The sequence below is a fragment of the Streptomyces malachitofuscus genome (assembly GCF_055571035.1).
Window position 1 is genome coordinate 133,491 of record NZ_JBVIGA010000026.1, and the last position, 12,089, is coordinate 145,579.

Consider the following 12,089-nt stretch of genomic DNA (forward strand, 5'->3'; position numbering starts at 1 on the left):
GCGTCAGTCGTCCTGCTCGGCGTCACCGCGTGCCCGGTCCGGTTCCCCGAGCAGCCGGGTCCGCAGACGGTAGTCGACGGTGACGTCGTGGTAGTCCCGGCCGGGGACGACCTTGTCGGGCAGGTGGTCGCGGTGGCTGCGGCTCAGCGACTCCCGTTCACCGGTGCCGGGGAAGCGCACGGCCGTACGGGGCTCCTCGGCGAAACGCAGGCGCTCGGCGCGGACGGTCGTCCGGAGCGAGATGTCCGGCGGCACCGGTGCGCCGGCCGTTCAGGGCGGTTCCTCTCCCCCTTCTGCGGCGCGACGGCGGCGGGGCCGCGGGGCCGGCTCCCCGTCCTCCGTGCGGACCCGGCGCCTGCCGGTGGGGGTTCGCCTGGGCGCTGCTTCGCCCCGGGGGCCGCGTGCCGCACTCCGTTTGGCGGCACGGGCCCGGCGCGTGGTGCCCTCCGTCGCGGCCTCGGCGTCCTCGACGGCGCGGCCGCCCTCCGGGACCACGTCCCCCGCCGCTTCCGTCACGCGTCCGGCCGTGCCCGCCGCGCTCTCTGCGGCGTCGCCCACCACACGGCCGGCCTCACCGACGACCGCCGGGCCCGCCTCACCGGCGACGTCCTCCACCACCCGTCCGGCACCGCCGCCCACGTCCTGAACGGCTCGACCGGCGCCCCGGCCGACCTCCGCGGCCGCCGAGCCCACGCCGGACCCCACGTCCTCGACCGTTCTCCCGGCTCCGGCACCGACATCCTGGACGGCCCGGCCGGCGCCCCGGCCGACGTCCTGGACAGCGGTCCCGGCACCCCGGCCGACGTCCTGGACAGCGCGGCCCGCGCCCGTGCCCAGCTCGCCCACCGCCTGGCGGGCCCCGCCGCCGACGTCCCGCACGGCGGATCCCACACCGCGGGCCAGTTCGTGCAGGATCTCCGGATTGCGGTCGAGCGTGGTGAGCACCCGGTCGATGATCGCGGCGACGTTGTCGAGACGCACGTCGAGCCGGGCCTGTGCCTCCACTCCGCTGATGCCCAGGTGGACCCGGCCGAGGGCGACGTCGGCGCCCACGTTGAGCCTCAGCAGGTCCAGCACCTCGGCCTGCAGCGACACATGCGCCCGGAGATCTTCGACGTCCAGGTCGATCTCGTCGACCTTCAGGACGGGTACATCCAGATGGACGTCAGGATTCATGTCGGAGGCGACGACGGCCTCGTCATACGGCTCACCCGCTTCGAGGGGAGCCTCGCCGTTCTCGGTGTCGTCGTGCATCACCGTACCTCCCGGTTCACCGGCACGCACCGTCCATCTTGCTGGGTTCCGGGGATCGGCGCGCGGCCGGAGGCCCGCGGTGAGGCGTACGGCGGACGTCGGACTGGAAGAACGCCGTGTACCGGGTCATCCACGCACGGGGCGTCCTTGCCCTCGGGATTCCCTGGCGGACGCCGGGCCTGCCGTGGACAGTGGACGACGGAAGCCACTGCGGGAGGACCGACGCATGAGCATGGTGATCTGCGACCTCACGGTCTCGGTCGACGGGTACTCGGCCGGGCACCACCAGACCGAGGACCGCCCGTTCGGCGACGACGGCGGCGACGGCACGGGCGCCCGGCTGCACGCGTGGATGTTCGACACGCCCGACGAGAACCGGGCCGAGCTCGACCGGATGGCCGCCGCCCAGGCGTTCGTCATGGGGCGCAACATGTTCGGGCCGGTGCGCGGCGACTGGGACCGGGCGTGGAACGGATGGTGGGGCGACGAGCCGCCGTTCCACGCGCCGGTGTTCGTGCTCACCCATCATGCGCGCGAGCCGCAGCCGATGAAGGGCGGCACCACGTTCCACTTCGTCACCGACGGGATCGCGTCGGCCCTGGCACAGGCACGCGCGGCGGCCGGCGACGGCGACGTCGCGGTCCAGGGCGGCGCGACCACCGTCAACCAGTACCTCGCCGCCGACCTGATCGACGAACTGCGTCTGCACGTCGTGCCGTTCACGCTCGGCGCCGGCACGCGGCTGTTCGAGGGGGTCCCGCCGCTCGCACTGGAGCAGGTGACGTCGCGGTCGGCGACACTGGTCACGCACCTGACGTACCGCGTGCTGTCTCGATGTGATGACGGCGCGTCATGCCAGGGGGACCGTGTTCCGCTGCGTCGATGACCGCCGCTACTTGATCAGGGCGTTGGCCCCGATGATCACCAGGCCGATGAACATGTCACCGGTCGCCGCCCGGAGCGACGCCGGCCATCCGCGGCCCGCACGACGCGCCGTCCATGCCCCGCCGGCCGCGAGGAGCAAGGTGTTGACCAGCAGTGCCGTACTCACCGCGTCGCCCTCGGTCCACCAGGACGGCACTGCGAACAGCAGGAGCACGAAAGTGGGGACGGCCGCGGCGACGACCGGCCACTCGGCGAGCATGGCGCGCAGGCCGACCCCGATGCCGCTGTGCTCCGCCGACATCCGGTGCGCGAGAACGTGGGCGTAGCCGTGGGCCGCCGCGGCGGCCAGGGCGGTGAACAGCACCCAGACGGCGTCCGATCCGGGGTCGGTCTGCTCGTCCGGCGAGTCGAGGGCCGCTGCCAGCGCACTGGCGAGGACGAGTCCGTAGACGCCGCTGATCAGTCGCGGTTCCGGCGAGGGCCGGCCCGCTGTCTGCGCGCCGGCAGGCCGGGGAGAACGGTGGGCGGGGTGGTGCATCGCTACGGCCTCCGGTGGGAGGAGCTGGAACAGGGCGGGACGGCTCCGCGGCGGCCGGCCGGGACCGGGCCGCGTGCGTGCGCCGTGCTTCTGGATCAACTTCCGTGACGCACAGAAGCAACGCCCGGCCCCGAAGCCTGCTCCATTTGCCCGACCTGCGGGAAGCGGGCCGGGCGGCGATTGACCTCAAGCGGACTTGAGCTTCTAGGTTCGTTCCACAGCCGCCGGAACGACCGGCGGTCCCTTTCGAGGAGGTCAGCCATGGCCGAGCGCCCTGCCCACACCGAGATCCCCGACCGCTACCACTTCGCCGTGATCCCCCACATCATGGTCGACGACGCCCGCGCGGCGATCGACTTCTACCGGCGGGCGTTCGGTGCCCGGGAGGACTTCCTGATCGATGCCCCGGGCGGCGGCGTTCTGCACGCCGAGATCACCATCGGGTCATCGGTGCTGATGCTGGGGGACGCGAGCGTGGACGAGGCGGAGGCCGGCGCCTTCGCCTCGCCGGCCTCCCTCGGTGGAGGCACCTCCGTCACGCTGCACGTGTTCGTCCCGGACGTCGACAGCCTGGCGGCGCGTGCGGAGGCCGCCGGTGCCGAGATCCTCCAGCCGCCGACGGACATGTTCCACGGTGACCGCACCGTCATCCTCAAGGATCCCTCGGGTCACCTGTGGGTCTTCCTGACCCACCTGGAAGACGTCGCTGAGGAGGAACTCCGGCGGCGCCTGGCCGCCGTCGAATGACCGGGGGGCCGACCGGGTCACGCCGTCAGTGGGGAAAGGTGCGGGGCGGGCGGGTCACGGTGGATTCGCGGAACTCCGCAATGCGTGAGTGCACTTGACGCATGAGCCAGGTGTCCTCGATGCGGTCCAGGTAGAGGCATCGGGCTGCCAGGCCCGGCAGGTCGAAGGCGAAGTACAGGGACATCAGCGGGTTCACGAACAGCTCGCTGCCGCGGGTCCGGTCGGTGAAGCGGACGTCGCCGAACGAGCCGCGCACGGCTGCCGCGACGGAACCGTTGACGATGCTGGGATGCTCGGGGGTGTGGTGCTGCGCGTGCGCCACCGCGTCCAGGTAGAGCGCCCCTTCCCGGGTGGCACGGGGTATCGAGAACGCGCCGAGGTATGCGCCGTCGCGCTCCAGAGCGGCGATGTTCTCCAGGACCTGCACGTGGTTCACGCCGTGGTAGGCGTCCACGCCGAACCCGACGGACACCACGAGCCGGTGGGGCACGGCGTCCAGCGCGGCGAGCGCCGCCACACTGGTCATGTCCTCCTCGGGTGTGCCGAGGCCGGACTCGTCACCGCGCAGCAGGATGTCCGTACCGCCGTCGACCAGCACCACGGTGTCGATGCCGTGCAGTTCGATCAGTGCCCGGTAGGCGGCGCGCAGCGGGCGCACACCGGTCTGGGGAAAGGCGTACACGGTGTCCGGGTAGCCATGCCGGTTCAGCCACTGGGCCAGGGTCCGCTCAGGGAAGTAGCTCTGGTGCGGGGCGATGTCCGGAGTGACGACGGCCAGGTCGTCGGCCGCCCAGTGGTGCTCCGGCAGACCGGCGAGCGCGCTGAAGGAGAGGTTCGCGAGGAACACCTCCTTGTCCTGGTGCAGGAGGGACAGAGCCAGCGGCAGGCCGGAGTAGACGTCGAAACCGCCGCCCGCGCCCGCGACGAGGATGCGTTCGGAATCGGCGAGCCGGCTGAAGAGCGGGTTGGTGTGGAGAGAGGTCACAACGATCATTGTCACCGGTGCACGGGGGCAACGGGCCGGCCTCGACGGGCGCCTCGCGTGACGGAGTCGGGCTCAGCGGCCGTCGTCCCGGACCACGACGACGGGACAGGCGGCGTGCTCCGCGCAGTGCTGCGCCACCGGCACCAGCAGCAGCCCCGCGCCCCCGAGCCCACGGCTGCCGACCACGAGCAAGGAGGCGCCGTGGGCGGCGTCGAGCAGAACTCGCGGGGCCGCCGTAACGCAGCTCCGCCGACGGCTGCGGTCCCACGGCTTCCTCGACCGCCCGGGTGAGTTCCTCGCGAGCGCGGGCCTCCAGGGCACCTTCGTCGCCGCTGGACGGAGGCAGCCGGCCGAGCGCTCCGTACAACTGCGGGACGTCCCACGCCGTCGGTGAGCCGCCCCTGCCGCACCGCCCACCGCAGAGCCCGCCTCGACGAGTCGGAACCGTCCACCCCGACCACGATGCGCTCCAGCTTCACGCCGGGTGCATCGGCTCCGCAGTCCGACGGGTCCGTACGAGGACGGACCGCGCTCGAGAGGGGTGGCGAGTGGCTCCGGCGCCGGTCAGGGGACCCCGCGCGCGGTGATGACCCGTCAGTTCCGTGCGGCCTCGACTCCTTCCCGCCACCCATTCCTGTTAGGAGTCGGGATCCCGGGAAACACGGATGTCGAACCGACGGCAACAAGGAGAGTCTGAGATGGGCATCATCGCGTGGATATTCATCGGCCTGCTCGCCGGGGCCATTGCCAAGGCGCTCATGCCGGGCAAGGACCCGGGCGGAATCATCATCACCATGCTCATCGGCATCGCCGGAGGACTTCTCGGAGGATTCCTCGGCAAGGTGATCTTCGGGGTCGACTCCATTGACGGATTCTTCGACCTCTCCACCTGGATCGCGGCCATCGTCGGATCGGTCATTCTCCTGGCGCTGTACCGCATGTTCACCGGCCGCGGACACGGGCGCGGTCATCGCCGCGGTCACGCCCACGCCTGACGGAACCGCGGTCGGCACACTCCGGCACAAACAGTCCGACGTGCCCTTCTCCGAGCGCCCTCGTCCTGGGACGAGGGCGCTCGGGGCATGCGGCGCACGCGAAGATTCTTTTTCCAGTCAAAGGGAGCACGTTTTCATGGCCGAGACTTCGGACGTCGTCGAACTCATTCTTCAGGACCACCGGCGAATGGAGGATCTCTTCCGTCTGATGCGCAGTGTCGAAGCCGACCGGGCCGCCGCTCTGCACGAGTTCGCACACCTGCTGATCGCCCACGCACTGGCCGAGGAGAGCAAGGTGTATCCCGCTCTCAAGCGGTACAAGAACATCGACGACGAAGAGGTGGAGCACGGCGAGCACGAGCACGACGAGGGGAACGAGGCCCTGCTGGCACTGCTGGAAGTGCGCGACGTCGGCAGCGAGGAGTGGGACGCGAAACTCGCGGAACTGGTCGAGGCCGTGACCCATCACGCCGACGAGGAGGAGCGCACCATTCTCAACGGGGCGCGGGAGAACGTGGCGATGGAGCGACGCGAGGAGCTGGGCGCGGCCTTCCGGGAGGAACGTGAGCGCCGGCTGAAGGAGGACTGCGGCTCCGTCGAGAACGTGCGCCGGCTCGTCGGAAACTGAGCGCGCCCTTCGTACCTCCTCCAGGATGGACCGTGAGACATCTGCCGGCGACGGGTCGGCAGGCAGCATTCGCGTCGGGCCGCAGGGAGGGACCGTGGACGAGCAGGGGCAACAGGGGACCACGGGGCTGCACTGCCTGGTCACCGGTGCGTCGGGGTACATCGGAGGGCGGCTGGTCCCGGACCTGCTCGAGGCCGGCCACCGGGTGCGGTGTCTGGCCCGCTCCCCCGGCAAACTGCGCGACCACCCGTGGGCCGGCGACGTCGAGACCGTACGCGGTGACGTCACGGACGCCGCTTCCGTCGCCGCGGCCATGGACGGCATCGACGTCGCCTACTACCTCGTGCACGCCCTCGGCACCGGCGCGCGCTTCGAGGACACGGACCGCCGCGCCGCCGAGGTGTTCGCCGCGCAGGCGCACGCCGCCGGTGTGGGGCGGATCGTCTACCTAGGTGGACTGACACCGCGTGGCGTGCCCGAGCGGTCCCTGTCGCCGCACCTGCGCTCCAGGGCCGAGGTCGGGCGCATCTTCCTCGACGGGCCGGTGCCCGCCACCGTGCTGCGCGCGGCGGTCGTCATCGGGTCCGGGTCGGCGTCGTTCGAGATGCTGCGCTATCTGACCGAGCGGCTGCCCGTGATGGTGACACCCAGTTGGGTGCACACCCGCACACAACCCATCGCGGTCCGGGATGTGTTGCGCTACCTCGTCGGGGCTGCCACCATGCCCGCCGATGTCGACCGCGCCTTCGACATCGGCGGGCCGGACGTCCTGACCTACCGCGACATGATGCGCCGCTACGCCGCGGTCGCCGGCCTGCGGCGGAGGGTGATCATTCCGGTCCCGGTGCTCACCCCGGGTCTGTCCAGTCACTGGGTCGGTCTCGTGACCCCGGTGCCGGCGTCCATCGCCCGCCCGCTGACGGAGTCGTTGCGCCATGAAGTCGTGTGTCACGAGCACGACATCGCCCGGTATGTGCCCGACCCACCCGGTCGGCCCCTCCCGTTCGACACGGCGTTGGCTCTGGCCCTGCGGCGGGTCCGGGAGGCCCAGGTCGCCACCCGCTGGTCCTCCGCGTCCGTGCCCGGGGCGCCCAGCGATCCCCTGCCCACCGACCCCGACTGGGCCGGCGGCAGTCTCTACCGGGACGAGCGGCAACGACCGGTCGACGCGTCGCAGCAGGCGCTGTGGAAGGTGATCGAGGGCATCGGCGGCGACACCGGCTGGTACTCGTTCTCACTCGCCTGGGCGGTACGGGGCCGGCTGGACCGGATCGTCGGCGGGGTCGGACTGCGGCGCGGACGGCGCGACGCCGCACGCCTGCGGGTCGGGGACTCGCTGGACTTCTGGCGTGTCGAGGAGATCGAACGCGGACGCCTGCTGCGGCTGCGGGCGGAGATGCGCCTGCCCGGCCTGGCGTGGCTGGAGATGCGCGCCGAGACGGACTCCGAGGGCCGCACGCGCTACCGGCAACGCGCCCTCTTCCACCCGAGGGGCCTTCTGGGGCACGCCTACTGGTGGGCCGTCTCCCCCTTCCATGCCCTCGTCTTCGGCGGCATGGCCCGCAACATCGCGCGTGCGGCGGCGAAGACCGCGAGCGCACCCGGCCGGGTGCCCGAGGTGACGCCATGACCGTCGCGGCCGACGACGGACCGGCGCCGGCCGCCGTGTTCGTGCGCGTGTTCACGCGGGATCGGGGCAAACGGTCACACACGGACCGACCGGTCCGGCTTCCCCGTTACTGATTCGGAGGCCTTCATGATGGTCGTCGGCATCGTTGTCGTCTGCGTGGTCATCGGTGTGCTCGCGTTCCTGGTCCCAGCTCTCTCCCGGCACCCGCAGAACGGAACGCAACGCGTGCTCGGCGTGGGTTCCCGGGCCGGGTCCAAGGCTCCGGGGCCGCTCGGTCGTCTCTTCAGCAAGCCTTTCCGCTCCAGCTCCCGCGCCGTCGGCCGCAGCGGTTCCGCGGGCCGACGAGCGCGCGGACGGCTGCCGTTCTGACGTCCGGACGCCGAGCCGCGCGCGGAACGCGTCGGTCAGGGCTGGTCGGCCCGCGCGTGCGCCGCGTCCCCGGCCGGTGCCCCGGGGACGCGGGTGCCCGTTTCCCACAGGCACCAGGTCGACCACAGCAGCGCGACGAGGAAGGCCGCCAGCAATCCCAGCAGCACCACCGTCTGTCGCGCCGAACCTCCGCCCTGCACCGTGGTCAGCAGCAGACACAAGGTCCAGGCGACGACACCTCCCCCGTAGACCGCTCGGAGCTGTCGCAACTGACTCGTCCTGTCCAACGTCACCCTCCCGGCCGTGCCTCTCACGTTGCCCTGCCGGTACCCCCGTCACGCCGCTTCACCGCTCGCAACTGCGGCGGAAGCGGATGTCCGCCGCCCGGCGGCACCCGCGGTGCGTCACGGGGACGCGGGGCGGGTGCCGACACGCAGGGCCAGGAGGGCGACGTCGTCCTCGTTGTCGGCCGGCCGCGCGCGGCTGAGCAGTTCGTCGGTGAAGGTCTCCACCGGCCGGTGGGCCAGGGCCGCGGCATTCCGCCGCAGCCGTTCCAGGCCGTCGTCGATGGAGTGACTCGGCGATTCGACGAGTCCGTCCGTGTACAGCACGAGCGTGGACCCCAGCGGCAGTACCTCCGAGGCGTCCGAGCGCGGCCGGTCCGTGCCGGTGCCCAGGAGTATGCCGCTGTTCTCCGTGAGGTACCGGGCGACGCCCTCGTGAGTGACCAGCAGCGGTGGCGGATGGCCCGCGTTGGTCCACTGCAGCTCCCACTGCCCGTTCTCACCCGCTGTCAGGGTGGCGAACACGAGTGTGGCCATGGACACGTCCGTGATGCGGAGCACTGCCCGGTCCACGCGTTCCACGACGCGGCTGGGCGGCTCCTTCTGGGCCCAGGCGTAGGAGCGGAGCACGTTGCGCAGCTGGGACATGCCCGCTGCGGCGTCCAGGTCGTGCCCGGAGACGTCGCCGATCACCAGGGCGGTGGCGTTGGCCGCCAGGGGGAAGGCGTCGTACCAGTCACCGCCCACGTGGGAGGCGTCCGGCGCGGGCAGGTAGCGGGACGTCATCTCCAGCCCGGCCACGCGCGGAAGCTGCGGCAGCAGGTACCGCTGCATGGTTTCGGCGACCTTGCGCTGCCGCTGGTAGAGGCGGGCGTTGTCCAGGGCCAGGCCGGCACGCCGGGTGATGTCCTCCAGCAGGGCCAGATCGGCGGAAGTGAACTTCTCGGGGCGTTCGGACCGGCCCAGTGTCAGGGCCCCGAGCACCTCGCGCAGGCCCCGGATCGGTGCGATGGCCGCCGAGTGGATGCCCGTGGCCTCGAACAGGCGGCGCTGCTCGACCGCGATGCCCGTGTCGGGAGCGCGGTCGTAGGTCTGCGGTTCGGCGATGGTCGAGGCCACGCCCCGCAGGGCCCGGGACAACGGCATCACGGACTCGGCGGGCACGGGTGCCATCGGCCCCTCGAGGTCCCTGCGGGACACCGGGGCGCCGTTCTCCATGTGCACCACCTTGGTGCGCCACACCTCGTCGCGTTCGCTGATCAGGTCGATCACCGCCCAGTCCGCGAGGCGGGGCAGGACGAGGGACACGAGGCGTCGCAGTGCCTCGTCGGCGGAGAGGGTGGAGGTCAGCTGCGTGGTCATCTCCGCCAGCAGAGCGAGCTTGTCGAGCTCCAGCAGCGCTCCGCCACCGTGGTCGAGCCGCACCGCGGGCTCGGCGTGGTCGTCCCGGGGCTGGAACAGCAAGAGCATGGACATGTCGTCGCTGCCGATGTCGACGGGAGCCAGCGTCCACGACACGGGAAGCAGTGACCCGTCCCCGCGCTCGAACCACTCCAGCTCGGCCTGGGCCGGACGGCCCTCCATGAAGGCAGGCCGCATGCGGCACTGCGCCCTCGGAATCGGCCCCCCGCGGGCGTTCCGGTGCAGCAGATCGTGTGCGTCGCCCATGACGAGGTCCCCGGCGGAGCGCTTCAGCAACTGCTCGGCGACGGCGTTGACGGCCACGATGGAGCCCTGCGCGTCCACGACGTAGGCGCCCGTGCCGAGCATCGCGAGCATGTCGTCGACCGCATGGCCGGAGGGGGCCCCGGCCTGCTCGTCGCCAGGGGCGTGCTCATGGTCCGCAGCCGTCATTTCCCCTCCTCGCCGGCCGGTCGATCACCAGATTCTCCTCGGATTCCACGACCCCGGAGTGTTCCTGGGTTCATGGCTACCGGAAGGCGGGACGTTCCCTTCAGATCATCACACGTCCGGGGCGGGTATGGGTCCACGGCCGCCCCGCAGGGCCACCCTCACGGTACCGTCCCGGTCCCGAGGCCGTCGCACACAGCCTTGGTCAGGGCGACTCGCCAGCGTGCACCGTGGTCATCGCGCAATTATCGTGTACATGTCGACCGTGGTGCCGGTCGGGCCGGAGGTGATGGTGACCTGCTGCATGAGGGCGCGCATCAACGCCATCCCGCGGCCTCGGTGGCCGTCGGCCTCGGGTCGGGGCACCTTCCACCGCCCGGAGTCGGCGACGGTCAGACGCAGCGCGTCGAGACGGGCCTCGGCACGGAGCCGGACCGGGCCGCCCGGGGAGCCCCGGTGACCGTGCTCGATGGCGTTGGCGCAGGCTTCCCCCGACGCCAGCAGGACGTCCTGCACCTGGCACGGCGGCAGATCGCACTGGGCGAGCCAGCCGCGCAGGGCGTTGCGGACCTGCGCGAGCCGGGAGGAGTCGGCGGGGAAGACCACATCGAGTGGCGCGGGACACCGGTGGAGCGGCACCGCTCCGTGACACATCTCACGCGTCGGCCGGCCCGGCGTCCACGGGTGTGTGTCACCGAGCGTGGCGGGCGGGCGGGCGGATCTGCCGAAGAGCGCCGGATCCGCTGCGAGGGCGTCTCCGCCGGCCGCTGCCGCCGGCACGTCTGCGGCGTCGCGCGAGCGCTCCACCCGGCTCCCTTTCCCCCATACACACGAGGCCGCGCCGACCACGATCGCGACGAGTTCGTAGGATAAGCGAGCGGGTCGGCGGGCTCGGACGGCGGGCATGGAATCCGGGAGCGGGACCGGATCCCGCGCGCTCGACGCCCTCGCCCGCTTCCCTCGCCAGCAGCCGTCGAGCACCGCACCAAGGAGAGCCCGTGACCGATTCGGATCAGATCTGCTCCGTCAGGCCCCGCCGGATGCCGTCGGGCCCTCATGTCGTCGAGGTGGTGGGGGAACTCGACCACCACACCGCTCGTTTCCTCTCCGAAGCGGTCAACGACGCCCCGTTCGACGATCACGGACTGGTTCTCGACCTGTCGGGACTGACCTACTGCGACTCCACGGGCATCACGGCCCTCATCACCGCCTACCAGAGGGCGCAGGCCGCCGGCTCACCGTTCTGTCTCGCGGGTGTCCGACCGGACCAGATGCGGGTGCTGCGGATGGTCGGTCTCGATGAGGTGTTCACGTTCCACCCGGGCGTCGACGCAGCCGTCTCCGCGTTCCGGCGGGGATGACGCCGCCGTCGGTCTCAGGCCGACGCTTCGACGGCGGCCTTGATGCGCCGGGCGAACGCCGGGGCGTCCTTGCGGGCCGCGCTGCCCGCCAGTGGCAGCAGCGCCTTGCCCAGGCCGTGGCCTTCCAGCACGTTGAAGAGACGCACCCGGGTGCCGCCGTCGGCGGTGGGCTCGAGGTCGTAGCCGCCTTCGTCGGCGGTGATGGAGTTGTGCGACGTCTCGTGCCAGCGGATGCGGGTGGGCACGGACAGCTCGCTGATCTCGAAGTCCCGCCGCGATCGCATGCCGGCGTCCTTGACCGTGCTGTGGAAGACCGTGCCCACCGCGGTGTCACCGTCGGGGCTCTTCTCGATCTCCAGCACGCGAGGGCTGAACTCCGGGTCGTGGCGGCCGTCGGCGAGATAGGCGAAGACGTACTCGATGGGCCGGTCGATCTCGACGACGACCTCGAACTGCGTGCTCATGTTCTCCATACCTTTCTTCGTGGGTTACTCGCGGTCATTCGTAGGATCGGGAGACCCGGGGGCATCGGGTGTGGCTGTCATATTTCTGCCGCTGTAGT

Annotated in this window: 15 protein-coding genes and 1 pseudogene; 7 read left to right on the top strand and 9 right to left on the bottom strand. The window is 71.5% G+C overall.

The annotated features are described in order from the left end of the window. Positions 1–3: 3 nt before the first annotated feature. Positions 4–255: a hypothetical protein gene (locus tag ACZ44S_RS31555; protein ID WP_466935050.1), complete on the bottom strand. Its 252-nt coding sequence runs from the start codon at positions 253–255 to the stop codon at positions 4–6. Positions 256–270: 15 nt separating this feature from the next. Further along, complete coding sequence (locus ACZ44S_RS31560; protein ID WP_466935053.1) at positions 271–1,254, bottom strand: hypothetical protein; 984 nt, start codon at positions 1,252–1,254, stop codon at positions 271–273. A gap of 226 nt (positions 1,255–1,480) precedes the next feature. Between ACZ44S_RS31560 and ACZ44S_RS31565 the strand changes: the two genes are divergently transcribed. Then, the gene (locus ACZ44S_RS31565) at positions 1,481–2,140 is read left to right on the top strand and encodes a dihydrofolate reductase family protein (RefSeq protein WP_466935055.1); all 660 of its coding nucleotides are present in this window, start codon (positions 1,481–1,483) and stop codon (positions 2,138–2,140) included. A gap of 6 nt (positions 2,141–2,146) precedes the next feature. On the opposite strand, the gene ACZ44S_RS31570 is transcribed toward ACZ44S_RS31565, so the two are convergent. Then, positions 2,147–2,677, bottom strand: a complete 531-nt coding sequence (locus ACZ44S_RS31570) for a hypothetical protein (protein ID WP_466935058.1) — start codon at positions 2,675–2,677, stop codon at positions 2,147–2,149. A gap of 261 nt (positions 2,678–2,938) precedes the next feature. Between ACZ44S_RS31570 and ACZ44S_RS31575 the strand changes: the two genes are divergently transcribed. Next, positions 2,939–3,424: a VOC family protein gene (locus ACZ44S_RS31575; RefSeq protein ID WP_466935061.1), complete on the top strand. Its 486-nt coding sequence runs from the start codon at positions 2,939–2,941 to the stop codon at positions 3,422–3,424. A gap of 25 nt (positions 3,425–3,449) precedes the next feature. Here the strand turns inward: ACZ44S_RS31575 and ACZ44S_RS31580 are convergent, their stop codons facing one another. Together ACZ44S_RS31580 and ACZ44S_RS31585 are read right to left on the bottom strand one after the other, a co-directional pair. Next, entirely contained in the window at positions 3,450–4,409 is a 960-nt protein-coding gene (locus ACZ44S_RS31580) for a DUF1152 domain-containing protein (RefSeq protein ID WP_466935064.1), read from the bottom strand. A gap of 72 nt (positions 4,410–4,481) precedes the next feature. Beyond that, a pseudogene (locus ACZ44S_RS31585) lies at positions 4,482–4,882 on the bottom strand (universal stress protein). A 225-nt stretch (positions 4,883–5,107) separates the two neighbouring features. Here ACZ44S_RS31585 and ACZ44S_RS31590 point away from each other — a divergent pair. From ACZ44S_RS31590 to ACZ44S_RS31605, 4 genes are all read left to right on the top strand, one after another. After that, positions 5,108–5,404 carry a GlsB/YeaQ/YmgE family stress response membrane protein gene (locus tag ACZ44S_RS31590; RefSeq protein ID WP_190163110.1) on the top strand — a complete coding sequence of 99 codons (297 nt, stop codon included), beginning with the start codon at positions 5,108–5,110 and terminating at the stop codon, positions 5,402–5,404. 136 nt (positions 5,405–5,540) lie between these two features. Further along, positions 5,541–6,032 (top strand): hemerythrin domain-containing protein, encoded by a 492-nt coding sequence (locus ACZ44S_RS31595; RefSeq protein ID WP_466935067.1) that lies wholly within the window; start codon positions 5,541–5,543, stop codon positions 6,030–6,032. A gap of 25 nt (positions 6,033–6,057) precedes the next feature. Further along, entirely contained in the window at positions 6,058–7,662 is a 1,605-nt protein-coding gene (locus ACZ44S_RS31600) for an SDR family oxidoreductase (RefSeq protein ID WP_466935070.1), read from the top strand. Between the two features lie 126 nt (positions 7,663–7,788). Continuing rightward, positions 7,789–8,031, top strand: a complete 243-nt coding sequence (locus ACZ44S_RS31605; protein WP_190163107.1) for a DUF6411 family protein — start codon at positions 7,789–7,791, stop codon at positions 8,029–8,031. 35 nt (positions 8,032–8,066) lie between these two features. On the opposite strand, the gene ACZ44S_RS31610 is transcribed toward ACZ44S_RS31605, so the two are convergent. From ACZ44S_RS31610 to ACZ44S_RS31620, 3 genes are all read right to left on the bottom strand, one after another. Next, the gene (locus tag ACZ44S_RS31610) at positions 8,067–8,300 is read right to left on the bottom strand and encodes a hypothetical protein (protein WP_466935073.1); all 234 of its coding nucleotides are present in this window, start codon (positions 8,298–8,300) and stop codon (positions 8,067–8,069) included. A 135-nt stretch (positions 8,301–8,435) separates the two neighbouring features. Next, a complete protein-coding gene (locus tag ACZ44S_RS31615) occupies positions 8,436–10,169 on the bottom strand; it encodes a PP2C family protein-serine/threonine phosphatase (RefSeq protein ID WP_466935076.1) in 1,734 nt (577 codons plus the stop codon). Between the two features lie 231 nt (positions 10,170–10,400). Further along, positions 10,401–10,805: an ATP-binding protein gene (locus ACZ44S_RS31620; RefSeq protein ID WP_466935079.1), complete on the bottom strand. Its 405-nt coding sequence runs from the start codon at positions 10,803–10,805 to the stop codon at positions 10,401–10,403. A 359-nt stretch (positions 10,806–11,164) separates the two neighbouring features. On the opposite strand from ACZ44S_RS31620, the gene ACZ44S_RS31625 reads away from it, so the two are divergent. Next, on the top strand, positions 11,165–11,527 hold the full coding sequence (locus ACZ44S_RS31625; RefSeq protein ID WP_466935082.1) for an STAS domain-containing protein: 363 nt from the start codon (positions 11,165–11,167) through the stop codon (positions 11,525–11,527). Positions 11,528–11,541: 14 nt separating this feature from the next. Here ACZ44S_RS31625 and ACZ44S_RS31630 read toward each other — a convergent pair whose 3' ends face one another. Next, positions 11,542–11,991 carry an SRPBCC family protein gene (locus tag ACZ44S_RS31630; protein WP_466935085.1) on the bottom strand — a complete coding sequence of 150 codons (450 nt, stop codon included), beginning with the start codon at positions 11,989–11,991 and terminating at the stop codon, positions 11,542–11,544. Between the last annotated feature and the right edge of the window lie 98 nt (positions 11,992–12,089).

Excerpts from the sequence above, each read along its gene's own strand:
- ACZ44S_RS31560 (WP_466935053.1), bottom strand. The coding sequence starts at position 1,254 with ATGCACGACGACACCGAGAACGGCGAGGCTCCCCTCGAAGCGGGTGAG.
- ACZ44S_RS31565 (WP_466935055.1), top strand. The coding sequence starts at position 1,481 with ATGAGCATGGTGATCTGCGACCTCACGGTCTCGGTCGACGGGTACTCG.
- ACZ44S_RS31570 (WP_466935058.1), bottom strand. The coding sequence starts at position 2,677 with ATGCACCACCCCGCCCACCGTTCTCCCCGGCCTGCCGGCGCGCAGACA.
- ACZ44S_RS31575 (WP_466935061.1), top strand. The coding sequence starts at position 2,939 with ATGGCCGAGCGCCCTGCCCACACCGAGATCCCCGACCGCTACCACTTC.
- ACZ44S_RS31590 (WP_190163110.1), top strand. The coding sequence starts at position 5,108 with ATGGGCATCATCGCGTGGATATTCATCGGCCTGCTCGCCGGGGCCATT.
- ACZ44S_RS31595 (WP_466935067.1), top strand. The coding sequence starts at position 5,541 with ATGGCCGAGACTTCGGACGTCGTCGAACTCATTCTTCAGGACCACCGG.
- ACZ44S_RS31600 (WP_466935070.1), top strand. The coding sequence starts at position 6,058 with ATGGACCGTGAGACATCTGCCGGCGACGGGTCGGCAGGCAGCATTCGC.
- ACZ44S_RS31605 (WP_190163107.1), top strand. The coding sequence starts at position 7,789 with ATGATGGTCGTCGGCATCGTTGTCGTCTGCGTGGTCATCGGTGTGCTC.
- ACZ44S_RS31615 (WP_466935076.1), bottom strand. The coding sequence starts at position 10,169 with ATGACGGCTGCGGACCATGAGCACGCCCCTGGCGACGAGCAGGCCGGG.
- ACZ44S_RS31630 (WP_466935085.1), bottom strand. The coding sequence starts at position 11,991 with ATGAGCACGCAGTTCGAGGTCGTCGTCGAGATCGACCGGCCCATCGAG.